We start from the raw sequence: 21979 nt of genomic DNA, 5'->3' as shown, positions 1-21979 counted from the left end.
TTCGTGCACGCGGGCACGGAACGGACGCGGTGCGCGCCCCGCGAACCGTGCGTTCCAAGTGGTCAGGCCACACGTTACGGCTGAGTTGCCTGCCTTGGGCAGTGTCTAAAGAGTTTGCAATGTCCGAATTGGGCTTGTCGGAGGTGTCAATTCCGGCTTAGCGTCTTTTGGGGGAACGCGGACGGGGTGGGTCCGCTCCGTAGGGGGGACACGTGGGGGGACCCGTGGCCAGTAACGCTGTTCGTGGGCCTTTCGAGGCCGACCGTGACGTGCCGGGCCTGATCGTCAAATTTGGCGACTACCCCCTGCACCACGGCGGTGTCGGCGCCATCCGCAGCCTGGGCCGGCTGGGCGTCCCGATGTATGCGATCACCGAGGACCGTTACACACCTGCCGCAGTCTCCCGTTACCTGGAGCGCGCGTTCGTCTGGCCGACGACGGGGACGGAGCAGCCGGACCGTCTGGTGGAGGGGCTGCGGCGGATCGGCCGCGGTATCGGGCGGCCCGCCGTCCTCATCCCCACCGACGAGGAGGCCGCCGTCCTGGTCGCGGAACACCAGGAGGAACTCGAGGACTTCTTCCTCTTCCCGCGGGTCGACCCGGCCCTGCCGCGCCGCCTCGCCAGCAAACAGGGGCTGCACGAACTGTGCGCGGAGCACGGCATCCCCAGCCCGACGGCCGCGTTCCCGCAGTCGTACGACGACATCGTCGCCTTCGCCGAGAAGGCCCGCTTCCCGGTGGTGGCCAAGAACCGCGAGGCGTTCGTACGGCGAAAGCGGCCGGCCGTGAACGGGACGACGAGGATCGCCACCCGTGAGGGGCTGCTCACCCTGGCCGGCGACTGGGGCGAGCACCCGGGGGTGATCCTCCAGGAGTACCTGCCGAGGGAGGAGGCCGAGGACTGGATCGTGCACGCCTACTTCGACGGGGACTCGACGCCGCTCGCGATGTTCACCGGTGTGAAGGTCCGCTCCTGGCCGCCGCACGCCGGCATGACGGCGAACGCGTATGTCGTCGACAATCCGGAACTCGCGGACCTCGCCGCTCGTTTCATCAAACAGATCGGCTTCACCGGGATCATCGACCTCGATCTGCGCTTCGACCGGCGCGACGGACAGTACAAGCTCCTCGACTTCAACCCGCGCATGGGCGCCCAGTTCCGGCTCTTCGAGAACGAGTCGGGGGTGGACGTCGTCCGCGCCATGCATCTGGATCTGACCGGGCGCCCCGTTCCGGAGGGGGAACAGCGGGCCGGCCACCGGTACATCGTGGAGAACATCGACCTGCCCGCCCTGCTCGCCTACCGCCGCAGCGGCTATACGACGCCGCACGCGCCGGTACGTGCGAGCGGCACGGAGCTGGCCTGGCTCGCGGGTGACGACCTGCGGCCGTTCTTCACGATGCTCGCGCGCTTCGTGCGGCCGGGCGCGAAGCACCTCTATCAGCTGTGGCGGACCAACCGCCGCGGCAGCACCACCACCTCCACGAAGTAGGCACACACGGAGTTGGCGAGTCGGTCCTGGGGAGGGACTTCGTGATTCATCCAGTAGCAGTCATCGGTGCGGGGCCGTTCGGCCTGTCGACCGCGGCGCACCTGAGGGCCCGCGGCATCCCGGTCCGCGTCTTCGGCGAACCCATGGTGAGCTGGCGCGACCACATGCCGACGGGCATGCTCCTCAAGTCCACCCCCGCGGCCTCGAACATCGACGCACCACAGGCCGGCCACAACCTGCTGGACTACTGCGACGCGGCCGGAATACGCCGGCTCGTGACGGACGAGGACATCATCCCCGTCGAGACGTTCATCGCCTACGGCGAGTGGTTCCAGCAGCAACTGGTGCCCGAGCTGGAGCGGGTCCGGGTCGTGGCGGTGGACCGCCTCAAGGGCGGCGGCTTTGAACTGAAGCTGGACTCGGGCGAGTCGTTCACGGCCCGCGCGGTCGTCGTGGCCACGGGTCTGTCGGGCCTCGCCCATCTGCCCCCCGAGCTGAACGTGGGCGACGGACCCACCCCCACGGGCCCGGTCTCCCACAGCTCCCAGCACCACGACCTCACCCGGTTCTCCGGCCGCGAGCTGATCGTCGTGGGCTCGGGCCAGTCGGCGCTCGAGACGGCGGCGCTGGCGGCCGAGGCGGGCGCGCAGGTGCACGTGGTGGCGCGCGGCCGGGGCAGCGTCGCCTTCGGCGCCCCGCCCTGGGAGCAGCCGAGGCTGCGCCCCGAGTCGCCCTTCGGCCGCGCCTGGTCCCTGTGGGCCCTGAGCTATTACCCGCATCCGTACCGACTCCTCCCGGCCCAGACCCGCCACTACCTGGTCCGCCGCGTCCTCGGCCCGCTCGGCGCGTGGTGGCTGCGGGACCGTTTCCAGAGCAAGGTGCGGGTCAGCGAGATCGAGCGGATCGTACGGACGGACGCGAAGGACGGCCGGACGGCGCTGACGGTCCGCACGCTCCACCACTCTCGACTTCGCTCGAGCGGGGGGACCTCCATGGGCCGTACGGAGGAGTTGTCCGCGGACCACGTCATGGCCGCGACCGGCTACCGGGTCGCCATCGCGTCGATGGACTTCCTCGGCCACGAACTGCGCACCGAGCTCGCGGTGAGCCGGGGCACGCCGAAGCTGCGCGCGGGATTCGTGTCGTCCGTGCCGGGGCTGTACTTCACGGGCCTGCCTGCGGCGTCGTCGTACGGGCCGGTGATGCGCTTCGTGTGCGGCACGGAGTTCGCGTCCCCGAGGCTGGCGAAGCACGTGGCGGCGGCGCACGGCTGAGGCGCATGCGGAGACGGGCAGAAAAGATCTTCGGGCCGGCTGTCACAACGCCGGCCCCCGCTCCGTCAGTGAGGTGACAGCACCTCACCACGGACGCAGGAGACTTCACCATGCAGGCTCGTATGACCAACCCGGCCTACGTCCTCCCCGGCGCGCTCAAGGGCATCGGCGGCATCTTCCAGGCCGTCGGCGAGAGCGGCCTCTCCCAGGAGCTCCAGGAGATCGCCGGGCTGCGCGCCAGCCAGATCAACGGATGCAGCGCCTGCGTGCACTCACACGTCCAGAACCTGCGCAAGGCCGGGACGAGCGAGGAGCGCATCGCGTCCGTCGGCGCCTGGCGCGAGGCCCCGTTCTTCGGCGACGCCGAGCGCGCCGCGCTGCGGCTGACGGAGGCGGTCACGCGGCTCGCCGACCGGTCCGAGGAGTCGGTTCCGGACGAACTGTGGGACGAGGCGGCCGACCACTTCGACGAGAAGCAGTTGTCCGGTCTGATCCTCGTCATCTCCCTCACCAACATGTTCAACCGCATCAACACCACCATCAAGGAGCCCGCGGGCACCACTTGGGGGTGAAAACGGCGAAGTACTCGGCAACGCCGGGGAGTTGAAAGGCGAGGCCGGGGCAGCGGTGGACGCCGCTGCCCTTCGGCCGGGGCTGAGTCGGCGGGGCGTCCTGTCCGTATTCTCTGATCATGGCCGCACCCATCGCGTACACCGCACACAGCTTTCCCACCGCAGGCATCGCTTCCACCGCGTACTCGCTCATCGCCACGGACCTGGACGGGACGCTGCTGCGCGGCGACGACACCGTCTCCGACCGGTCCTTCGCCGCGCTCGCGCGGGTGGCGGAGGCCGGCGCCCGGCACCTGGTGGTGACGGGGCGGCCGGCGCCGCGGGTGCGGCCACTGCTCGAGGACCTGGGCAGCACGGGGCTCGCGGTGTGCGGACAGGGCGCGCAGTTGTACGACCCCCGCGCGGACCGCCTGCTGTGGTCGGTCACCCTGGACCGGGAGCTGGCCGAGACGGCGCTCGGCAAGATCGAGGCCGAGGTGGGTCAGGTGCACGCGGCCGTCGACCAGGACGGCGTCGACGGGCTCACCCTCATCGAACCCGGGTACCTGATGCCGCACCCGACCCTGCCCGCGCTGCGGGTCGAACGGCGCGCCGACCTGTGGTGCGCCCCCATCAGCAAGGTCCTGCTGCGCCATCCCGCCCTGTCCGACGACGAGTTGGCACAGACGGCCCGGTCGGTGGTCGGCTCTCTCGCCACGGTGACCATGTCCGGGCCGGGGACCGTCGAACTCCAGCCCTGCGGCATCACCAAGGCGACCGGTCTCGCGCTGGCCGCCGAACACCTGGGCCTGAGCCCGGCGGACACGGTCGCCTTCGGCGACATGCCCAATGACATCCCCATGTTCCGGTGGGCCGCCCACGGCGTCGCGATGGCCAACGCGCATCCCGAACTCAAGGAGGTGGCCGATGAGATCACCCTGTCGAACGAGGACGACGGCATCGCCGTCGTCCTCGAGCGTCTCTTCCCGCAGGGCTGATCGTCAGTACGCGCCGAAGACGTTGTCGATCGAGCCGTAGCGTGCGGCCGCGTAGTTGCAGGCCGCGGTGATGTTCGCGAGCGGGTCGTACGGGTCCCACGACGTGCCGTCGACGTGGTAGGCCAGGAAGGTCGGGTCGATCACCTGCAGCAGGCCCTTGGAGGGCGTGCCCGCGGCCGCGTTGGAGTCCCACAGGTTGATGGCGGCCGGGTTGCCCGAGGACTCGCGGATGATGTTGCGGTAGATGCCGTCGTACGTTCCCGGAATCCCGTGCTCCGCCATGACCTGGAGGGAGGCCCGGATCCAGCCGTCGAGGTTGTCGGCGTACCCCAGCGAGGAGGCGGTGGCCACGGTCGGGGTGGCCGCGGACGCGCTGGTGGCGCCGATGAGCGGGAGCGCCAGCACGGCGACCGAGGTGCCGGCGACGGCGAGCTTGCGGGCGATGCGGGCGGTTCTGGTGCGGCGGGGCCGACCGGCTGCGGGCATGGCGAATTCCTCTCCGGCGCCTGCGAGGTGAGCTGTCGGGTTCGGGAGGGAGATGCCCGGCCACGCCCTGACGGGCGCGACTTCACCCCGAGCCGGTCCGGTGTGCCGTACGCGATGCCTCGTACGACGCCGGCTCGGCGACTGACCTGGGTCCCCCGCTCCTGCCGTTGAGTGAAGTAGGTGAGTGGTGCCCGGGCGGCGGCAGGATTCGGCGTCCGCCCGGCAGGGACGGAACGTATGCGAGAGCACATGTCCGGAACAAGTGGCGGATTCATATATCGTGCCGGTTGACCTTGATCTGTGGTGTATGGGGTACTTGATCCTTTGCTGTTGCCAAGCCTCAACTGGCCTTTGTCCGAAGGTGGTCGAGGGGTGTCGGGGTGGGGTCGGCTCGCCCGTAGGCGTGAGCCAGCTCACGGGCGTTGACAAGGCTGGCAAATCGGGCAATGAGCCCAACTCATCGTCAAAGCGCCACGCGTGGGGATGGCTCGCGTGTGCACCGGTGACCCTGCGGGGAGGGGGTGCCCTGTAGGTCGTACGTGACGGTCGTCACGCCGGGAGGGCGTGGACGGGCTCGCCGGCCCTTCGGCCGCGGGCGGGGTGTCCCGGCGCACCCGGACACAGGAGCGGCCGTGACCGGGCCGGGGTCGGCGAGCCGGATGCCCGGACACCCGGTCACTCGGGCACCCGGTCACCCGGTCACCCGGTCACTCGGGCACCCGGTCACTCGGGCACCCGGTCACTCGGACACCCGCTCACTCGGGCGCCCGGATGCCGGGACACGCCGGACGTGGTCGGACCCCGCCCGGGTCGGCGGCCGTGCCTCCCGCTCAGGCGAAGTCGGGAGCTGGGGCGGGTGGGCGGCATCGGTGATCGAAACGTGACCGGATACGCTGACTTGAGTGATGGCAGCGACCTATCGACAAACCGTGTAACCGCCAGTAGACACCAGCAGACAGGAGACCCCTCGTGACCGTCGTCGGGCCGTTCGGGCTGAGCGTGCGGGACCAGGCTCTGGAAGCCGATGTCCAGGCCGGGTTGGTGGCTGTCGAGGAGGGATTGCTCGAGGCCACCAAGAGCGAGGTTCCCTTCATCACCGAGGCCGCCCAGCATCTCGTGCGGGCGGGCGGGAAGCGGTTCAGGCCGTTGCTCGTGATGCTCGCCGCCCAGTTCGGTGACCCGTACGCGCCGGGGGTCGTGCCGTCGGCGGTGGTGGTCGAGCTGACCCACCTCGCCACGCTGTACCACGACGACGTGATGGACGAGGCGTCGGTGCGCCGCGGGGTGCCCAGTGCGAACACCCGGTGGGGGAACTCGGTCGCCGTGCTGACGGGCGACTTCCTGTTCGCCCGGGCGTCGCACATCCTGGCCGACCTGGGGCCGGAGGCGGTGCGGGTTCAGGCGGAGGCGTTCGAGCGGCTGGTGACCGGGCAGATCCTGGAGACGGCGGGGCCGACGGACGGCCGGGATCCCGTCGATCACTACCTCGACGTGCTGGGCGGCAAGACCGGCTCGCTGGTGGCGGTGTCGTGCCGGTTCGGCGCGATGATGTCGGGGGCCGACGAGACGGTCGTCGACGTCCTGACGCAGTACGGGGAGCGGCTCGGGGTCGCCTTCCAGCTGGCGGACGACGTGCTCGACATCGCGAGCGACTCCCGGGAGTCCGGCAAGACGCCGGGGACGGATCTGCGGGAGGGCATTCCCACGCTGCCCGTGCTGCGGCTGCGGGAGCGGGCGGCGCGGCTCGGGCTGCCGGAGGACGTCGCGCTGTGCGAGCTCCTCGACTCCGACCTGAGCGACGACGCGCGGCACGCGCAGGCGCTGGCGGCGCTGCGGGAGCACCCCGCGCTGGAGCAGGCGCGGCGGGACACCGTGCGGTATGCGAAGGAGGCGCGGTCCGCGCTGGCGCCGTTGGTCGAGTGCGATGCGAAGGCCGCTCTGATGGAGCTGTGCGACGCGGTGGTCCACCGCGCCGGCTGAGCACCCCCAGGCCGCTGTGATGCACATCACATCGCTGGACTGAGTCCAATCTGAGATCGCCTCCGTATTCATGCCCGGAAGCTGACGCAGGGGGTGTCAGCTGCAATACGGGGAGAAAAAAAGAATCATGGGCATGAACGGGACGTTCGCAACGCGCCGTAAGAGCCTCGTCGTCACCGCTGTCGCGGTGGCCGCCGCCGGTGGCATCGCCGCCGCGGTGATCCCGGCCTTCGCCGCCGGAGGCACCCGCGCCGACCACGCGGGCCACGCCGGCCAGGGCATCGTCGTCCAGAGCGGCACCACATCCGGCGACACCGGGGGAACCCTCCTCGCCGCCGGTCTGCGGGGTGCCAACGAGGTGCCCGTGCAGGGTGGGCCCGCCGTGGGGGACAAGGACGGCGCCGCGCTGGAGTTCATCAAGGTCAAGGGCAACAAGGTGTCCGTCGCCGTGACCTGGCGCGGTACCGGCCGGCCGACCCTGCTCCACATCCACGAGGGCGCCAAGGGCACCAACGGCGGCGTCAAGGTCGACTTCGGCAAGCTGCTCGACAAGCGCCACATCAAGGGGCACCGCCTCATCGGGACCGTCACCGTCGACGACCCCGCCCTGCTCGGCCGTCTCACCACCGATCCCGGTTCCTTCTACGCCAACCTCCACACCGCCGAGTTCCCGGGCGGTGCCGTCCGCGGCCAGCTCCACAAGGTCACCACCGCCTCCTTCGACTTCCGCGACGTGTTCGACAACTTCCAGGCGTCGGTCGTCAAGGGCAAGCAGATCTACGAGTGCAAGCCGGCCGAGGGCGGTGGATACGCCTTCGCCCAGCGCGACGTCAGCGCCGTCCTCGGCAGGCACATCGTGCACTCCTTCGTGAAGCCCAACTCCGGCACTCCGCAGTGGGTCGCACCGGACGGCAGCGCGGTCACCGGGGCGGTCATCAGCAGGACTCCCAACGGGAACGGCAACATCCCCGAACTGGACCTGAAGGCCACTCAGGCCGGCAAGCACCACGGGCTGCTCGCGAACACCACGGAGATCCTGCGCCTGAACACCGTGGGCGGCGTGGCCCCGAGCGGCTCCTGCACCCCGGGCACCGTCGTCGGTGTGCCCTACCGGGCGGACTACGTGTTCCTGCAGGACTGAGCCACACCGGAACAACCGGGAACGGCGGCGTCATCCCCGTACGACCCCTACGGGTCGGGGGAGGCGCCGCCTCCTCATGTCATACCGAAGGTGTACACGGAGTTGAGCCCGCGGGTTGACGCTTCCCCCCGGCCGATTTGGTCAGATGGATACCACGGAAATCACCACTCCTCACCGATTCGGGTGAGAATGGCGGCTCAGGGTGGGACGGAAAAGACGTACACGCGAGATGGGCAGCCGCCGCCGACGACGGAGGTAAGGCACACATGGCACCGTACGAATCCGACGACGTTACGACCACCGGGGAGGCCGACGACCTCCGCGCCGGGCGGCGCAGGGCCGTACGGTACGTCGTCCCGGTCACGGTCGTGGGCGTGGCCGCGGCGACCATCGGGCTCGTCCCCGCACTCGCCGACTCCGGCGACCCCGACCTGCCCAAGATCAGCGCGCAGCAACTCATCGAGAAGATCGCCGAGTCGGACGTACAGCAGCTGTCCGGAACCGTGAAGATCAGCACGGATCTGGGGCTGCCCGACCTCGGCGGACTGGAGAGCGGTCTGCTCTCCGGCGCCACCCGGGGCAGCGGTGACGGATCGTCCGCCGACCCCTCCACCAAGCTCACCGAACTCGCCTCCGGCACGCACACCCTGCGCGTCGCCGCCGACGGCCCGGACAAGCAGAAGCTCTCGCTGCTGGAGAACGCCGCCGAATACAGCATCATCCACAACGGCAAGGACGTCTGGGGCTACGACAGCAAGTCCAACGAGGTCTACCACGGCACGGCCGACGAGGGCACGGGCGAAAGCGGCAAGGAAGACATGCCGACCACGCCCAAGGACCTCACCGAAGAGGCCCTGAAGTCGGTCGACGACACCACGTCCGTCACCGTCGACGGCACCGCCCAGGTCGCAGGCCGGGACGCGTACAAGCTGGTCATCAAGCCGAAGCAGTCCGGCACCACGGTCGGCGCGATCAGTGTCGCGGTGGACGCGAAGACCGGGCTTCCGCTGAAGTTCACGCTGACCCCGGCGAGCGGCGGCGCGGCCGTCGTCGACGCCGGCTTCACCCAGATCAGCTTCGCCAAGCCGGCCGCCTCGACCTTCGACTTCACCCCGCCCAAGGGCGCGAAGGTCACCGAGGAGGACAGCAGCGCGGCCGAGGAGCACTTCCAGAAGTCCGAGGAGGGCCGCAAGGCCCAGGAGGACTTCGCGAAGGGTGCCGAGGGACTCGACGGCCTCAACGTCATCGGCAAGGGCTGGACCTCCATCGCCACCTTCGACACCGGCGGCGAGGGCGTCCCCTCGGGCTCGGACGTCGGCGGTGACCTCGGAGGCTTCCTCGGCTCCCTCGGCGACAAGGTGAGCGGCAAGTTCGGCTCGGGCACGGTCTTCTCCACCCGCCTGGTCAACGCCCTGATCACGGACGACGGCAAGGTCTACGTCGGCGCCGTCACCAAGGACGCGCTGGTGAAGGCGGCCAACGCCGGGTAGGAAGGGTCGTACACGGACGACGAGCCGATCGAGGGAGCCCATGGACGAGGCGGCCGCCACGGAGCCGGAAGAGGCGGAAGCGGGTGACGGTCCCGCCGCGGGTGACAGTGCCATCGCGGGTGACGGCGTCATCGCCACCCGCGCCCTCACCAAGCGCTACCGCGGCGGACAACTCGCCGTCGACGGCCTCGATCTGACCGTCCCGGCGGGCAGCGTCTTCGGCTTCCTCGGTCCGAACGGCTCGGGCAAGACCACCACCATCCGCATGCTGATGGGGCTCATCGAGCCCACCTCCGGCACGGCGCGCGTCCTGGGGCACCCCATGCCCCGGGCCTCGCGCGCCGTGCTGCCGCACGTCGGCGCCCTCATCGAGGGACCCGCCCTGTACGGCTTCCTCTCCGGCCGCGACAACCTCGTGCGGTACGACGCCGCCGACCCGACCGCCGATCCGCGCACCCGGCGGACACGTGTCGCGGCGGCGCTGGACCGGGTGGGCCTGGCGGCCGCGGCGGGCAAGAAGGCGAGGGCGTACTCGCTGGGCATGAAGCAGCGGCTCGGGCTCGCCGCCGCCCTCCTCCAGCCCCGCAGGCTGCTCGTCCTCGACGAACCGACCAACGGCCTCGACCCGCAGGGCATGCGCGAAATCCGCTCCCTGGTGAGGGAGTTGGCCTCGGACGGCACGACCGTCTTCCTCTCCTCCCATCTCCTCGACGAGATCGAGCAGGTCTGCACCCACGCCGCGGTGATGACCCAGGGGCGGCTCGTCACCCAGGGGCCGGTGGCCGACCTCGCGGGCGGTGTGCGGGGGCGCCTCGTCGTGATCACGCCCGACGCCGCGGACGCGGCCCGGGTGCTGAAGGAACAGGGCGTCGGTGACGTCGTGATCGCCGAGGACCGGGTGACCGGCGAGCCGCCGGAGCGTGATCTCGCAGAACTGAACGCCGCGTTGGTGACGGCGGGCGTCCGCGTCCGCGGCTTCGGCGTCGAACGGGCCTCCCTGGAGGACGCGTTCGTGGCGCTCACGGGGGAGGGGTTCGATGTCGCAGGCTGAAGTGGCGGGCAGGGCCAACCCGTTGTGGACCTTCGGGCTCCTGAGAAGCGAGCTGGTCATCACCCTGCGGCGCTGGCGCACCCTCGCACTCCTCGCCGTGCTGGCCGCCGTGCCGATCCTGGTCGGGATCGCCGTGAAGATCGAGACGAGCGACGGCTCCTCGGCCGGCCGCGGGGGCGGCGAGGGCCCGGCGTTCATCTCGCAGATCACCAACAACGGCCTGTTCCTGGTCTTCACCGCGCTGGCCGCCACGCTCCCGTTCTTCCTGCCGATGGCGGTCGGCGTCGTCGCGGGCGACGCGATCGCCGGCGAGGCGAACGCGGGCACGCTCCGCTACCTCCTGGTCGCCCCCGCCGGCCGCACCCGCCTCCTCCTCACCAAGTACGCGACCACGATGGCCTTCTGCCTGCTGGCGACGCTCGTGGTCGCGGTCTCGGCGCTGGCCGTAGGGGCACTCCTCTTCCCACTCGGCGACCTCACGACCATCTCCGGCACCCGGATCGGCTTCGGCGAAGGACTGGCCCGGGCCCTGATGATCGCCCTGCTCGTGGCGGCGTCCCTGCTGGGTGTCGCCGCGCTGGGCCTGTTCGTCTCCACCCTCACCAACAGCGGCATCGCGGCCATGGCGACGACCGTCGGGCTGCTGATCACCGTCCAGATCCTCGACCAGATCCCCCAGCTCCACGCCGTCCAGCCGTACTTCTTCTCCCACTACTGGCTGTCCTTCGCCGATCTCATGCGCGACCCGGTCTACTGGGACGACCTGCAGAAGAACCTCGGCGTCCAGGCCCTGTACGCGGCGTTCTTCGGCACAGCGGCCTGGGCGCGCTTCACGGCGAAGGACATCACGGCGTAGCCGTCAGGCCGGCTCGTGGGCGAACCGGGCGGGCGGAGCCTCCCGCGCGAAGAACGTCTTGGCGTGCGCCAGTGCCTCCGTGTCCCTCAGTACGTCGCCCGGCCTGCTGCCGTTGCCCAGCAGCATCCCGCCGAAGCGCATCCTCATGTACGCGGCCGAGTTGTGGAGCGTTCCGGCCAACGGGTCGGCGACCGACGGCTGATCGTCCGCGAGCGCGGCGACGCCCCAGAGGGTGCGCCCGGCCATCGTCGCCTTGAAGTCGAGGCCGGGGGTGCGCAGCCAGCCCGACCAGTGGTCCAGGTAACGCTTGGTGTGGCCGGACACGGAGTACCAGTACACCGGCGACGCGATCACGATGTCCGTCGCCGCGAGCGTGGCGTCGAGCAGCAGCGCCACGTTGCCCTCGGTGGGGCGGACGTGGTCGCTGTCGTGCCGCAGGTCCACGAAGTCGGGCAGCGGGTGCTCGGCCAGGCTGATCCACTGTTGCTCCACGTCGGAGGGCAGCTGCTCGGCGGCCTTGCGGGCGAGCAGCTCGGTGTTGCCGTCGGTGCGGCTGCTGCCCAGCACGAACAGGAAGCGGCGGGTCGTCATGGGATCCCCAAGTGATCGGCGTACGACAATTACACGCTCATGCATTATATGCTTGTGCATTCAATTGTCGAGGGTGCGCTCGGCGGCCCGTGCCACCGCGAGCAACAGCGCCTCCCCGCCGTGCGGCGCCACCACCTGGAGCCCCACCGGACAGCCGTCCGCGCCGAACCCCGCCGGGATGCTGATCGCGGGATGCCCGCTGAGGTTGAACGCCCAGGTCAGTGCGGTGGAGTAGCGGTCGCCGGGGCCTTCGTGGCCGTGTGGGGCCGTGGGGGTCGTGGGTGTCAGCAGCAGGTCGGCGCGGGTGAACAGGGTGTCCAGCCGCCGGTTGGTCTCGGCGCGGACGTGCAGGGCCGCGCGAGGGTCGGGGACGGTATCGGGGGAGCGGAGGGCGAGCCAGGCGGGGGCGGGGTCGGTGAGCCGGAGGGCGGGGTGCGGTCGTACGGTTCGTACGACGCCCGCGTCCGCGAGGCGTGAGGCCGCCGCGCGGGCGAGGGCGACCGGTTCCGGATCGGGGTCGGCGAAGCCGAGGTCCGAGGACCAGGCCGCAAGGGGTGTCGGGGCGAGGGCGGCAAGGGGACTGGGCGCCGGTGCGGCATCAGCCGCCGCGCCCCCCGACACCACCCGCCACCACGCCTCCGCATCCGCCGCGCACCGGGCGAGCACCCCTGGAGCCGCGAGTCCCGTACGGTCGCCCGACGGCAGCCGCCCGTTGGTGGTCTTGAGCCCGACCACCCCGCACCAGGCCGCGGGGATACGCACCGACCCCGCCCCGTCGCTCCCGGTCGCGAGCGGCACCAGCCCGGCGGCCACAGCGGCGGCGGACCCGGCCGACGAACCGCCCGGCGTGCGATCGGCCCGCCAAGGGTTGACCGTACGGCCGTGCGCCCCAAGTCCCCACGTCTGCCAGGGAGTTCCCGGGCCGGGCACGGAGGTGGCGCCCACGGGCACACACCCGGCCGCGATCAGCGGGCCCGCCGTACGCAGCCCGCGCCGCCCCTTCACGCCGATCGGCACCCCGGCCAACGGCGGCCGCTCCCCGTCGGCGACCCGCGCGTCCACCTCGGCGGCCCGTCGCAGCGCGGCCTCCTCCCACACCTCGGCGAACGCGCACAGGGCCGGGTCGACCCGGCCGATCCGTTCGAGGGCGGCCGCGACGACGTCGACGGCCCGCATCCGCCCCGACCGTACGGCACCGGCGACATCGGCGACGGAATCACCGGGGCGGTTCGCCTCGGCGCAGTCCCGGCCGTCGGCGGCGTCCTGCCTTCCCTCCACGGTCAGCGGGACCGCCCGCCCGTGAGCCGGGCCAGGGCTTCCGTCTCGCGGGGCGGACGGCCGCTCAGATCGCCCACCCGCCAAGCGGGCACCCACGGCACGCGGTAGACGTCTATCACCGATTCGATCAGCCGGACGTGCTGGGCGAGCGGGCGCGGCAGCCGTCCCGGCGCGTCCGCGACGAGCACCACGGCGTCGAGGTCGAGCCCGGCCGGAGCCTCCCCGCGCCGGAAGACCTCGATGGTGCGCACAACGGCGGTGAGCCCGGCGGCATGGGTGCGGGCGACGAGGAGGACGGAGTGCGGATGGCCGGGGCCGGGCCAGTCGCGTCCGCAGTCGTGACCGCCGTAGACCGCCGCGAGTGTGGTGGTGCCCGCCCCTCCGTGCGTGGCCACCCAGGAGAAGCGCCGGGCGGTGACGGAGGGGTGGGCCGGCTCCTGTTCCGGTATGTCCACCGGCCCGCGGAGCCAGATCTCCGGCCCCTGCCGCACGACCGTCGTCCGCATCCTCGTACTCCTCCGTCGTCGCTCCGATCACCCGGCCGCCCTGATCCTCAACGGCTCCCGCGTGGTTTCCTGACGGAGCATGAGTTCCTGGAACGAGGCTGTGACGTCGTGGTGACGTGAGGATCGGGAGCGAGCGGAGAGACTCAACAGTACGTGTACGACGGGATCCTGGTACCACGCCGGGTCCCCGGTGCCGAGAGGCGGCGGACGCGGCGCGGAAGGGAGCACCATGGATCCCGGACGAGCCGTCCCGTCGTCCGACCGGCGCCTGCGAGTGAGGGAACCGATGTCTCGACTCAGCCGCGACAAGAAGCGGGAAGAGAACTACGCCGCAAGCTCGGCGGGACCCGTGGTGGCGCCGCTGGACGTCAGCGTCACCGGGGAGGGCCCGGGTGCGGTCGGTGCGTCGATCGGGGGCGTCCCGGTCGTCGCGGCGCCCGGCCAGGAGATCCAGCAGGCCGTCCTGAGCCACCTCCACCGCATCGCCCTCGCCACCGGCCACCCCGTCCTCGCCACGGTCCACGACGAGCGCATCGGTTACGTCGTACACCTGAGGGTGGACATGGACGGCTCCAGCCACTTCACGGCGGAACCGGTGCGCGCGGCTGCGCCGGAGGAGGCCGGGCCGGAGGGGGCGCGGGCAGAGGCGACCGCGCCGTCCGAGTCGCCCGCAGCCTCCGTGGAACCGCCGCGGCCGCACCACGACAAGCCCACACACGTGCTTCGGCCGGTGCACGAGCCGGTGCACGAGTCGATGGAGGAGCCGGTGCGGGAGTCGATGGAGGCGGCGGTGCGGGAGCCGGTGCGGGACGCCACCCCGACGTTCCCGCTGCGGTCGCTGCCCGAGCCGCACTCGGCCGGCGACCCCGCGCCGACGTTCGCCCTGCGGGCGGTGTCGGAGGGGCCGGAGAAGACGGCCGCCGCAGGCCCCGTCCCGCCGGCGCCCATGCCCGGCACGGTCGCGGCCCCCACGGGCGAGTTCGGCCCCCCGCCGGCGATGGACGCGGAACCGGAGGCGACATTCGCACCCGTACCCGTCGTGACCGGCAAGTCCACCGCCCACCGTGAGTCCGACCTCGCCGCCGGCCTCAACCCCGGCCCCGAACCCGACCCCAAGCCGACCCCCGCCCGAGGCTTCGACGCCGTCGCCGAAGCCGTCCTCGGCGACGAACCGCTCACCGCCCCCGGCGACGGCAGCGCTCCGGCGCTGCTCGCCGAGCCGATGGGACGCATCAACGAGGCCGTGAAGGCGGGCAGGATCGAGACCGCGGCCGCCCTCGCGGAGCAAACCGTGGGAGAGGCTTCGCAGACGCTGGGGCCGGAGCACCCCGAGGTGCTCCGGCTGCGTGAACTCACCGCGTACATCGCCTACTTGGCCGGCGACCCGCTCCGCTCCTTCCACCTCTCCCTCGACCTGGCCCGCATCCGCCGCCGCACCCGGGACGCGGAGGCCGCGTACGGCAACGTCCAGAGCGCGGCGGCGGCCTGGCGTGCCGTACGCGACCCCGTGCAGGGCCTGGCCCTGGGGTGCGACCTGCTCGGCCTGTGGACCGAGCTCACGGCCGAGGGCGGTCCGGCCGCCGAGGACGTCGAGCAGCTGGAGTCGGCCCGCACCCGCATGGGCCGCCTGGCGGAACGGGCCCGCGCCGCGGAGGCCCAGTAGGTAGTACGGCCGGGGGTCCGGCCGGGTTGGCTCGGCCTACGCGGACAGCCCCCACACCGCGTAGGCGACAGCGTCGCTGTTCCGGTCCAGCGCCGTGTCGTTGATGTTGGACGCCGTGTCGCACGACGAGTGGTAGCAGCGGTCGAAGGCCTGCCCCGACGTGCCGCCCCACTTGGCCGCCTGTGCCGCCGTCTTGATGTAGTCGGCGCCGGTGAACAGCCCGCCCACCGGAACGCCCGCGTTCTTGAAGGGCGCGTGGTCGGAGCGGCCGTCGCCCTCGGTCTCTATCTCGGTCGGGATGCCGAGGCCGGCGTAGTAGTCCTTGAAGGTCTTCTCGATGGCGGGGTCGTCGTCGTAGACGAAGTAGCCGGGGTTCGGTGACCCGATCATGTCGAAGTTCAGATAGCCGCTGATCCGTGAACGGTTCGCTGCGGACAGGTTGTTGACGTAGTAGCGGGAGCCGACCAGGCCCAGCTCCTCCGCACCCCACCACGCGAACCGCAGATGTCTGGCGGGCTGGTAGTTCGCCCGTGCCACGGCGAGCGCGGTCTCCAGGACGGCGGCCGATCCGGAGCCGTTGTCGTTGATGCCGGGGCCGGACGTGACGCTGTCGAGGTGCGAGCCCGCCATCACGACTTTGGTGGTGTCGCCGCCGGGCCAGTCGGCGATCAGGTTGTAGCCGGTGCGTCCGGAGGACGTGAACTGCTGGATCGTGGTGGTGAATCCGGCCGCGTCCAGCTTCGCCTTCACATAGTCGAGCGACGCCTTGTAACCGGCGCGGCCGTGCGCGCGGTTGCCGCCGTTGGCGGTGGCGATGGACTGCAGCTGGGTGAGATGGGCCTTGACGTTGGCCAGGGGGATGTCGGGTGCCGCGGCGACCTTCGGTGATGGGGGTGCCGCGTCGGCCATGGACCCGGTGGCGAGCAGCGTGACGGTCGCGACGACGGCAGCCGCCGTCGCCCGCCCGGAAACGGAGAGCTTCATGGTGGGGGGCTCCGAATTCCAGAGGGAAACCCCATGGGGTGGCCACAGGGTTCCTCAGTGAATGGGGTGCCTGGATGGTGAAGCTGAGGCAAACTCTCCGTCAAGAGCGCTATTTGGACAGGGAGTTCAGATAACGGAACCGAACCCCCTCGGGATGCTTTGGCGTCAGTGCACGCAGAACTCGTTCCCCTCCGGATCCGCCATCACCACCCACGACCCGGACGGCTCCTTCACCTCCCGCAGCACACTCGCCCCCAGCCCCGTCAGCCGCTCGACCTCACCGGCTCGCCGCCCCTCGCCCGGATGCAGATCCAGATGGAGCCGGTTCTTGACGGTCTTCGCCTCCGGTACGCGCTGGAACAGCAGCCGCCGCCCGAGCCCGGTGCCGCTGTCCCCGTCGTACGGATCGTCCGGATGCCGTACGGCGATCAGGTCCCGGAAGGCCGGGCGGCCGTGGAACTCGACGGTCGCCGCGCCCGGCAGCGCGCCGAGTTCCAGCAACCGCTCGACGAGCGCGCTGTTGTCCTCGACCTCGTAGTGCAGCGCGGCGGCCCAGAAGTCGGCCTGGGCGTGCGGGTCGGCGGAGTCGATGACGAGCTTCCAGTGCACGGGTGCGGGGGCTGTCTGCGTCATGTAACCGGTTATATTGGTTACATGAGCGGGCCTGCAACCGAATCGCCGGAATCACCGCAACCGTCACCCGGCCTGACCCTGATCTCGCACGACGGGAAGCCCTACCGATTCGACCCCGGCGCACTCTGCCTGGAACTGCTGACGACCGGCGGCCCGGGCGCCTTCGCCCGCTACGAGACGCTGCACGAGCCGTCCGACCTGACTGCCTGGGCCGACCGCAGCCGCCTGCCAGAAGGTCTCGAACTCGCCGTAGAAGAAGCTGACTTGGAGCGCACCCGCACCTTCCGCAACGCGCTCTTCCTCCTCACGGCGGACCGGGCGCACGGCCGCCCGCTGCACCCCCGCCACCTGGCCGTGATCAACGAGGCCGCCGCCGAACCACCCCTGGTGTCCCGCATCGCCCCGGACGGCACCCGCACCTGGGCCCCCGGCGCCACAACCACCCACCTCCTTTCAACCATCGCCCGAGACGCGATCGACCTCTTCACCGGCCCCCACGCCGACCGCATCCGCGAATGCGCCGCCCACGACTGCTACTTGCTGTTCGTCGACACCTCCCGCCCGGCCCGCCGCCGCTGGTGCGCGATGGAACACTGCGGCAACCGGGAAAAGGTACGGGCCCACAGAGCAAGGGCTGCGGACACCCAGAGCCGGAGCAGCTGATCAGCCCAGCAACAAAGCCCGTCCGGCGCTTGAGGTCGGTCAACCGAAGGGCCACCACCATGCGGCTTCGCCGCAAGCCTGGCAGGGGCTCCGCCCCAGAACCCGTGCCGGCCGGGGCGGCCTCGTTCGGGCCATCGGGTGGTCGGGTGCAGGGGTGTGGGGGAGGGAGGTCCCGCGGGGTCTGGGGCGGAGTCCCAGGGCGGGGGTTACCTCTGGTCCGGCCGGGTCGGGTGCAGGGGTGCAGGGGTGTGTGTGCGGGACGGAAGTCCCGCGGGGTCTGGCGCGGAGTCCCAGGCGGGGGTTACCTCTGGTCCGGCCGAGTTGGGTGGTCGGGTGCAGGGGTGTGGGGGACGGAGGTCCCGCGGGGTCTGGGGCGGAGTCCCAGGGCGGGGGTTACCTCTGGTCCGGCCGAGTTGGGTGGTCGGGTGCAGGGGTGTGGGGGACGGAGGTCCCGCGGGGTCTGGCGCGGAGTCCCAGGCGGGGGTCACCTCTTGTCCGGCCGAGTCGGGTGGTGGGGGGCGAAGGTCGGGGGTCCGGGGGCGGAGCCCCCGGTCAGACGTCCACTCGGGTGGAGGCCGGCCGGGAAACCTCGGGCAAGTCCACCGGCCGCCTCGCCCCCCGCGCGGAGCGCCACGCATCGGCGGTAAGCAGCGTCAACGCCAGCCACACCAACGCGAACCCCGCCCACCGCTCGGCCGGCATCGCCTCATGGAAGTAGACGACGCCGAGCAGGAACTGGAACACGGGCGCAAGGTACTGCAGCAACCCCAGCGTGGACAGCGGCACGCGAATCGCGGCCGCCCCGAAACACACCAGCGGCAGCGCGGTGACGACCCCGGTCGCGGCGAGCAGCGACGCATGCCCCGCACCCTCGCTCGTGAAGGTGGAATTGCCCTGCGAGCCGAGCCAGAGCAGATATCCGAGCGCGGGCAGGAACTGGATCGCGGTCTCGGCGGCCAGCGACTCGATGCCACCGAGATTGACCTTCTTCTTCACCAGGCCGTAGGTGGCGAAGGAGAAGGCGAGGCACAGGGAGATCCACGGCGGCCGCCCGTACCCGATGGTGAGCACAACAACGGCGGCGAACCCGACGCCCACCGCCGCCCACTGCACGGGCCGCAGCCGTTCCTTCAGGAGCAGCACGCCCATGGCGATGGTGACGAGGGGATTGATGAAGTACCCGAGCGAGGCCTCGACGACGTGCCCGGAGTTCACGGCCCAGATGTAGACGCCCCAGTTGACGGTGATGACGGCCGCGGCGACCGCGACGAGCCCCAGCCTGCGCGGCTGCCGCAGCAGCTCACCGGCCCAGGACCAGCGACGGATGACGACGAGGGCGACGCCCACGAAGGCGAGCGACCACACCATCCGGTGGGCGAGGATCTCCACCGCCCCGGCGGGCTTGAGCAACGGCCAGAAGAGCGGGACGAGGCCCCACATCCCATAGGCCGCGAAGCCGTTCAGCAGACCTGTCCGCCGCTCGCCCTTCGACGTCCCGCCCACGGGGCCCTCCTTCGTACGTCCTGCTCGCCTGCACGAAGGTAGCGCCGAGCACCCTCGCCTGTCATGCCCGTATCGCTATACGGTCATGACAGGCGAGGGTCGGAGTGTCAGCCCTTGACCGCGGCGGCGATCGCCTCGGAGATCGGGCTCGTCGGACGGCCGATCAGACGGGACAGATCACCGCTGCCGACGACCAGCTCGCCCTTCTCGATGGAGGCGTCCACGCCCGCCAGGATCGCGGCGAGCGGACCCGGCAGCCCCGCGCCGGCCAGGATCTCGGTGTAGGCCTCGACGGAGACGGAGTTGTAGCCGATCTCCTTGCCGGTCTGCTTGCCGATCTCCGCCGCGTACTCGGCGAAGCTCCACGCCTCGTCGCCGCCCAGCTCGTACGTCTTGTTCTCGTGGCCCTCGCCGGTCAGCACGGCGACGGCGGCGGCCGCGTAGTCGGCGCGGGAGGCGGAGGAGACGCGGCCCTCGCCGGCGGCCGCGACGACGGCGTTGTACTCGAGCACCGGCGCGAGGTTCTCGGTGTAGTTCTCGTGGTACCAGCCGTTGCGCAGCAGCGTGTAGGGCACGCCGGAGGCGAGGAGCGCCTCCTCGGTGCCGCGGTGGTCGTCGGCGAGCGCGGCGGTCAGGGTGCCCGGGCCGCTGGTGTAGGCGAGCAGCGCCACACCGGCGGCCTTGGCGGCCTCGATGACGACCTTGTGCTGCTGCACACGGCCCTTGTCGAACTCGTTGCCGGAGATGAGCAGCACCTTGTCGCCGGCGTCGAAGAGGGTGTCGAAGGTCTCGGGGGCGTTGTAGTCGGCGACCGCGAGCTTCACGCCGCGGGCCGCGAAGTCGGCGGCCTTCGCCTCGTCGCGTACGACGGCGGTGATCTGCTCCGCCGGAACCTTCTCCAGCAGCTGCTCGACGACGTGACGGCCGAGGTGTCCGGTGGCTCCGGTGACAACGATGCTCATGATCTGGGATCTCCTTGTGGGGTGCCTTTCTGTCACTAACCCTAGGAGGTGCGCTAACTTCTGGAAAGTACCCACTTGGAAGTAAGGTACTGGCATGGCCGTAAGTACCCAGGTAGTGAGCAGCAAGTACGACACCGGCGAGGCGATGTGCCCGTACCGCCTGGTCCTGGAGCACCTGACGAGCCGCTGGGGGGTCCTCGTCCTCATCGAGCTCCTCGACCGCCCGTACCGCTTCAGTGAGCTGCGCCGCACCATCGGCCGGGTCAGCGAGAAGATGCTCACCCAGACCCTCCAGACCCTGGAGCGCGACGGCCTGGTCCACCGCGACGCCAAGCCGGTGATCCCGCCGCGCGTCGACTACTCGCTGACGGACCTGGGGCGTGAGGCGGCCCAGCAGGTGCGGGGTCTCGCGGCGTGGACGCAGGAGCGGATGGTGGACGTGCTGGAGGCGCGAGAGGCGTACGACGCGCGCAAGAACGGCTCTGAGCAGGGGTGACGCGTCGGGCCGGGTATGACTGAAGGAATGTGGGCAGCGTCGAGGGGGCACATATACGTCGGGGCGTTGGTCGACATGCGAGACACGTCCTTCCATGCGCCCCCTCTCCGCCTCCCGCGCCGACAGGTGTCGCCCGGCACGCTGGATGTGGAGAGCTACGCCCACCGTGCACCTCCCGCGATGCCACCCGGTGCACGGGTACCGGACCCAGGGGGATGCCTTGACATGGCCACACAGAAAAGGGTTGCGCGCAGTATCGGTTCTGCGGCAATCGCGGGACTCGGCCTGATGCGGGCGTTCTTCGCTCGCGGCGCTCGTCGTCGGCGCCAGGAGGAACTGTTGCTGGAACTGCTCCGACAGCTCACGCTGATCACCGAGGAGATCCACCGGGCGAACATGATCCAGCAGTACCGGCTGACCGTGGAGCAGGTGGACCGGACGATCGACGACCCTTCTCTGGCCGACGTGTTGAGTACATTGCCAGGGCTGTCCGAGGGCAGGCGCCGTCAGATGCTCTTCGCCAACAGGGAGTACGGCAACCTGCTGCTGGCTCATCGTGTCGGTGTCTGTGACTGGGACGAACTCCTTGGGCACCTGCGTGTTTTGTGCAGGAATGCGGTCTTTGCCGAGTACTGGGACCGGACGGCCGAGCACCGTCGTAGCCTCCCGTCGGACTCCATGGAGGCGCGAGTGGGTGCCGCCGTCGACATCATGCTGGAGGAACTGGCCGAAGATCCGGACGAATGGTGGATCGTGGGTCCGTCCGGCGAGAACCAGTCATCATGAGGAACTCGGTCGACGTGCTTCAGGGGATCCGCACCGGGCCGGCTCGGATGCCTCCGATCGAAGGTACTTCTTCACAGCAAAGGGTGTCGAAGGCCCAGCTTCGCAGAGAAGATCTTGATAACGTGACCGGACTCAGTTCGGTCACGGAAACCGGACTCTGTTCGGTCATAGAAGAGGCTCCGAGTGCCGCGCGAAATTCCTGCCCTTGACATCGTCCGCCGCCTCGGAGATCCACCCAGGCTGAGGGGCAGCCAAACCGGGGAAACCTGTCCGGACATCTTCGAGCTGAGTGACGGGACCTTTGCCGTCATCGGCACCGAAGCCACCGTTGCCCTGGACGCCTCCCTTCCGCCGGGCGCGGTCCGCGGCGATCACGAGCGCATCGTCGTCATCACCCGCGAGACGCTGATTCGTGCCAAGAGGGACATCCCGGACGTGTGACCCCCGGGCGCCCTGGTGCGGTGTGTGAGGGACGAATCTGCGTCACGTCCGACGTCGGGCGTCGTGAGGTGATGCAGGGGGCGGACGTCGCGGGCCGTGCATCCATCCATGCGCCCCCCGTCCGCCTCCCGCGCAGACTTGCGCCGTCGGGCA

General features: G+C 70.7%; 22 protein-coding genes and 1 riboswitch. Of the genes, 14 read left to right on the top strand and 8 right to left on the bottom strand.

From position 1 onward, the window contains the following. Window positions 1-224 precede the first annotated feature (224 nt). From ABZO29_RS19210 to ABZO29_RS19195, 4 genes are all read left to right on the top strand, one after another. Window positions 225-1493 (top strand): ATP-grasp domain-containing protein, encoded by a 1269-nt coding sequence (locus ABZO29_RS19210; RefSeq protein ID WP_367321419.1) that lies wholly within the window; start codon window positions 225-227, stop codon window positions 1491-1493. 41 nt (window positions 1494-1534) lie between these two features. Beyond that, the gene (locus tag ABZO29_RS19205; protein WP_367321418.1) at window positions 1535-2767 is read left to right on the top strand and encodes an FAD-dependent oxidoreductase; all 1233 of its coding nucleotides are present in this window, start codon (window positions 1535-1537) and stop codon (window positions 2765-2767) included. Window positions 2768-2877: 110 nt separating this feature from the next. Then, a complete protein-coding gene (locus tag ABZO29_RS19200; RefSeq protein ID WP_367321417.1) occupies window positions 2878-3339 on the top strand; it encodes a carboxymuconolactone decarboxylase family protein in 462 nt (153 codons plus the stop codon). 119 nt (window positions 3340-3458) lie between these two features. Then, a complete protein-coding gene (locus tag ABZO29_RS19195; protein WP_367321416.1) occupies window positions 3459-4316 on the top strand; it encodes an HAD family hydrolase in 858 nt (285 codons plus the stop codon). Between the two features lie 3 nt (window positions 4317-4319). On the opposite strand, the gene ABZO29_RS19190 is transcribed toward ABZO29_RS19195, so the two are convergent. Beyond that, entirely contained in the window at window positions 4320-4802 is a 483-nt protein-coding gene (locus ABZO29_RS19190) for a transglycosylase SLT domain-containing protein (RefSeq protein WP_367321415.1), read from the bottom strand. Window positions 4803-4806: 4 nt separating this feature from the next. After that, a riboswitch (cyclic di-AMP (ydaO/yuaA leader) is annotated at window positions 4807-4995 on the bottom strand. Between the two features lie 776 nt (window positions 4996-5771). Here ABZO29_RS19190 and ABZO29_RS19185 point away from each other — a divergent pair. The 5 genes from ABZO29_RS19185 (at window position 5772) to ABZO29_RS19165 (ending at window position 11320) form a co-directional block, all read left to right on the top strand. After that, entirely contained in the window at window positions 5772-6782 is a 1011-nt protein-coding gene (locus ABZO29_RS19185) for a polyprenyl synthetase family protein (protein WP_367321414.1), read from the top strand. A gap of 133 nt (window positions 6783-6915) precedes the next feature. After that, on the top strand, window positions 6916-7923 hold the full coding sequence (locus ABZO29_RS19180; protein ID WP_367321413.1) for a CHRD domain-containing protein: 1008 nt from the start codon (window positions 6916-6918) through the stop codon (window positions 7921-7923). Window positions 7924-8189: 266 nt separating this feature from the next. Continuing rightward, the gene (locus tag ABZO29_RS19175) at window positions 8190-9413 is read left to right on the top strand and encodes an outer membrane lipoprotein carrier protein LolA (protein ID WP_367321412.1); all 1224 of its coding nucleotides are present in this window, start codon (window positions 8190-8192) and stop codon (window positions 9411-9413) included. 40 nt (window positions 9414-9453) lie between these two features. Continuing rightward, window positions 9454-10464 (top strand): ABC transporter ATP-binding protein, encoded by a 1011-nt coding sequence (locus ABZO29_RS19170; protein ID WP_367321411.1) that lies wholly within the window; start codon window positions 9454-9456, stop codon window positions 10462-10464. Continuing rightward, window positions 10451-11320 carry an ABC transporter permease gene (locus ABZO29_RS19165; protein ID WP_367321410.1) on the top strand — a complete coding sequence of 290 codons (870 nt, stop codon included), beginning with the start codon at window positions 10451-10453 and terminating at the stop codon, window positions 11318-11320. The genes ABZO29_RS19170 and ABZO29_RS19165 overlap by 14 nt, the downstream gene beginning before the upstream one ends. 3 nt (window positions 11321-11323) lie before the next feature. Here ABZO29_RS19165 and ABZO29_RS19160 read toward each other — a convergent pair whose 3' ends face one another. From ABZO29_RS19160 to ABZO29_RS19150, 3 genes are all read right to left on the bottom strand, one after another. Continuing rightward, entirely contained in the window at window positions 11324-11911 is a 588-nt protein-coding gene (locus ABZO29_RS19160; RefSeq protein WP_367321409.1) for a flavodoxin family protein, read from the bottom strand. Window positions 11912-11971: 60 nt separating this feature from the next. Beyond that, window positions 11972-13087 (bottom strand): amidase, encoded by a 1116-nt coding sequence (locus tag ABZO29_RS19155; RefSeq protein WP_367326179.1) that lies wholly within the window; start codon window positions 13085-13087, stop codon window positions 11972-11974. A 104-nt stretch (window positions 13088-13191) separates the two neighbouring features. Beyond that, on the bottom strand, window positions 13192-13695 hold the full coding sequence (locus ABZO29_RS19150; RefSeq protein ID WP_367321408.1) for a DUF6668 family protein: 504 nt from the start codon (window positions 13693-13695) through the stop codon (window positions 13192-13194). A 286-nt stretch (window positions 13696-13981) separates the two neighbouring features. Between ABZO29_RS19150 and ABZO29_RS19145 the strand changes: the two genes are divergently transcribed. Beyond that, the gene (locus ABZO29_RS19145) at window positions 13982-15358 is read left to right on the top strand and encodes a tetratricopeptide repeat protein (RefSeq protein ID WP_367321407.1); all 1377 of its coding nucleotides are present in this window, start codon (window positions 13982-13984) and stop codon (window positions 15356-15358) included. Window positions 15359-15394: 36 nt separating this feature from the next. On the opposite strand, the gene ABZO29_RS19140 is transcribed toward ABZO29_RS19145, so the two are convergent. Both ABZO29_RS19140 and ABZO29_RS19135 read right to left on the bottom strand, forming a co-directional pair. Continuing rightward, window positions 15395-16342 carry a M28 family metallopeptidase gene (locus tag ABZO29_RS19140; RefSeq protein ID WP_367321406.1) on the bottom strand — a complete coding sequence of 316 codons (948 nt, stop codon included), beginning with the start codon at window positions 16340-16342 and terminating at the stop codon, window positions 15395-15397. Window positions 16343-16507: 165 nt separating this feature from the next. Then, on the bottom strand, window positions 16508-16975 hold the full coding sequence (locus tag ABZO29_RS19135) for a VOC family protein (protein ID WP_367321405.1): 468 nt from the start codon (window positions 16973-16975) through the stop codon (window positions 16508-16510). A gap of 21 nt (window positions 16976-16996) precedes the next feature. On the opposite strand from ABZO29_RS19135, the gene ABZO29_RS19130 reads away from it, so the two are divergent. Beyond that, complete coding sequence (locus ABZO29_RS19130) at window positions 16997-17638, top strand: ABATE domain-containing protein (RefSeq protein ID WP_367321404.1); 642 nt, start codon at window positions 16997-16999, stop codon at window positions 17636-17638. Between the two features lie 552 nt (window positions 17639-18190). Here the strand turns inward: ABZO29_RS19130 and rarD are convergent. Continuing rightward, window positions 18191-19141 (bottom strand): EamA family transporter RarD, encoded by a 951-nt coding sequence (gene rarD, locus ABZO29_RS19125; protein ID WP_367321403.1) that lies wholly within the window; start codon window positions 19139-19141, stop codon window positions 18191-18193. A gap of 107 nt (window positions 19142-19248) precedes the next feature. Further along, a complete protein-coding gene (locus ABZO29_RS19120) occupies window positions 19249-20103 on the bottom strand; it encodes an SDR family oxidoreductase (protein WP_367321402.1) in 855 nt (284 codons plus the stop codon). 94 nt (window positions 20104-20197) lie between these two features. On the opposite strand from ABZO29_RS19120, the gene ABZO29_RS19115 reads away from it, so the two are divergent. The 3 genes from ABZO29_RS19115 to ABZO29_RS19105 all read left to right on the top strand — a co-directional run bounded on the left by ABZO29_RS19115 (window position 20198) and on the right by ABZO29_RS19105 (window position 21826). Next, complete coding sequence (locus tag ABZO29_RS19115) at window positions 20198-20599, top strand: winged helix-turn-helix transcriptional regulator (protein WP_367321401.1); 402 nt, start codon at window positions 20198-20200, stop codon at window positions 20597-20599. A 225-nt stretch (window positions 20600-20824) separates the two neighbouring features. Further along, window positions 20825-21385, top strand: coding sequence for a DUF6082 family protein (locus ABZO29_RS19110; protein WP_367321400.1), 561 nt, complete (start codon window positions 20825-20827; stop codon window positions 21383-21385). Between the two features lie 183 nt (window positions 21386-21568). After that, the gene (locus ABZO29_RS19105) at window positions 21569-21826 is read left to right on the top strand and encodes a hypothetical protein (protein ID WP_367321399.1); all 258 of its coding nucleotides are present in this window, start codon (window positions 21569-21571) and stop codon (window positions 21824-21826) included. Window positions 21827-21979 lie beyond the last annotated feature (153 nt).

Origin of the sequence: Streptomyces sp. HUAS ZL42 (genome assembly GCF_040782645.1) — a bacterium.
Classification (GTDB): Bacteria; Actinomycetota; Actinomycetes; order Streptomycetales; family Streptomycetaceae; genus Streptomyces.
The sequence above is the reverse complement of the archived record's forward strand: the minus strand, read 5'-3'. Positions and strand labels throughout refer to the sequence as shown.

Coding starts and splice junctions, on each gene's coding strand:
- ABZO29_RS19115 (WP_367321401.1), top strand. CDS start 20,198: ATGGCCGTAAGTACCCAGGTAGTGAGCAGCAAGTACGACACCGGCGAG.
- ABZO29_RS19180 (WP_367321413.1), top strand. CDS start 6,916: ATGAACGGGACGTTCGCAACGCGCCGTAAGAGCCTCGTCGTCACCGCT.
- ABZO29_RS19130 (WP_367321404.1), top strand. CDS start 16,997: ATGAGCGGGCCTGCAACCGAATCGCCGGAATCACCGCAACCGTCACCC.
- ABZO29_RS19190 (WP_367321415.1), bottom strand. CDS start 4,802: ATGCCCGCAGCCGGTCGGCCCCGCCGCACCAGAACCGCCCGCATCGCC.
- ABZO29_RS19140 (WP_367321406.1), bottom strand. CDS start 16,342: ATGAAGCTCTCCGTTTCCGGGCGGGCGACGGCGGCTGCCGTCGTCGCG.
- ABZO29_RS19165 (WP_367321410.1), top strand. CDS start 10,451: ATGTCGCAGGCTGAAGTGGCGGGCAGGGCCAACCCGTTGTGGACCTTC.
- ABZO29_RS19175 (WP_367321412.1), top strand. CDS start 8,190: ATGGCACCGTACGAATCCGACGACGTTACGACCACCGGGGAGGCCGAC.
- ABZO29_RS19145 (WP_367321407.1), top strand. CDS start 13,982: ATGTCTCGACTCAGCCGCGACAAGAAGCGGGAAGAGAACTACGCCGCA.
- ABZO29_RS19160 (WP_367321409.1), bottom strand. CDS start 11,911: ATGACGACCCGCCGCTTCCTGTTCGTGCTGGGCAGCAGCCGCACCGAC.
- ABZO29_RS19120 (WP_367321402.1), bottom strand. CDS start 20,103: ATGAGCATCGTTGTCACCGGAGCCACCGGACACCTCGGCCGTCACGTC.
- ABZO29_RS19200 (WP_367321417.1), top strand. CDS start 2,878: ATGCAGGCTCGTATGACCAACCCGGCCTACGTCCTCCCCGGCGCGCTC.
- ABZO29_RS19155 (WP_367326179.1), bottom strand. CDS start 13,087: ATGCGGGCCGTCGACGTCGTCGCGGCCGCCCTCGAACGGATCGGCCGG.
- ABZO29_RS19110 (WP_367321400.1), top strand. CDS start 20,825: ATGGCCACACAGAAAAGGGTTGCGCGCAGTATCGGTTCTGCGGCAATC.
- ABZO29_RS19195 (WP_367321416.1), top strand. CDS start 3,459: ATGGCCGCACCCATCGCGTACACCGCACACAGCTTTCCCACCGCAGGC.
- ABZO29_RS19135 (WP_367321405.1), bottom strand. CDS start 16,975: ATGACGCAGACAGCCCCCGCACCCGTGCACTGGAAGCTCGTCATCGAC.
- ABZO29_RS19150 (WP_367321408.1), bottom strand. CDS start 13,695: ATGCGGACGACGGTCGTGCGGCAGGGGCCGGAGATCTGGCTCCGCGGG.
- ABZO29_RS19170 (WP_367321411.1), top strand. CDS start 9,454: ATGGACGAGGCGGCCGCCACGGAGCCGGAAGAGGCGGAAGCGGGTGAC.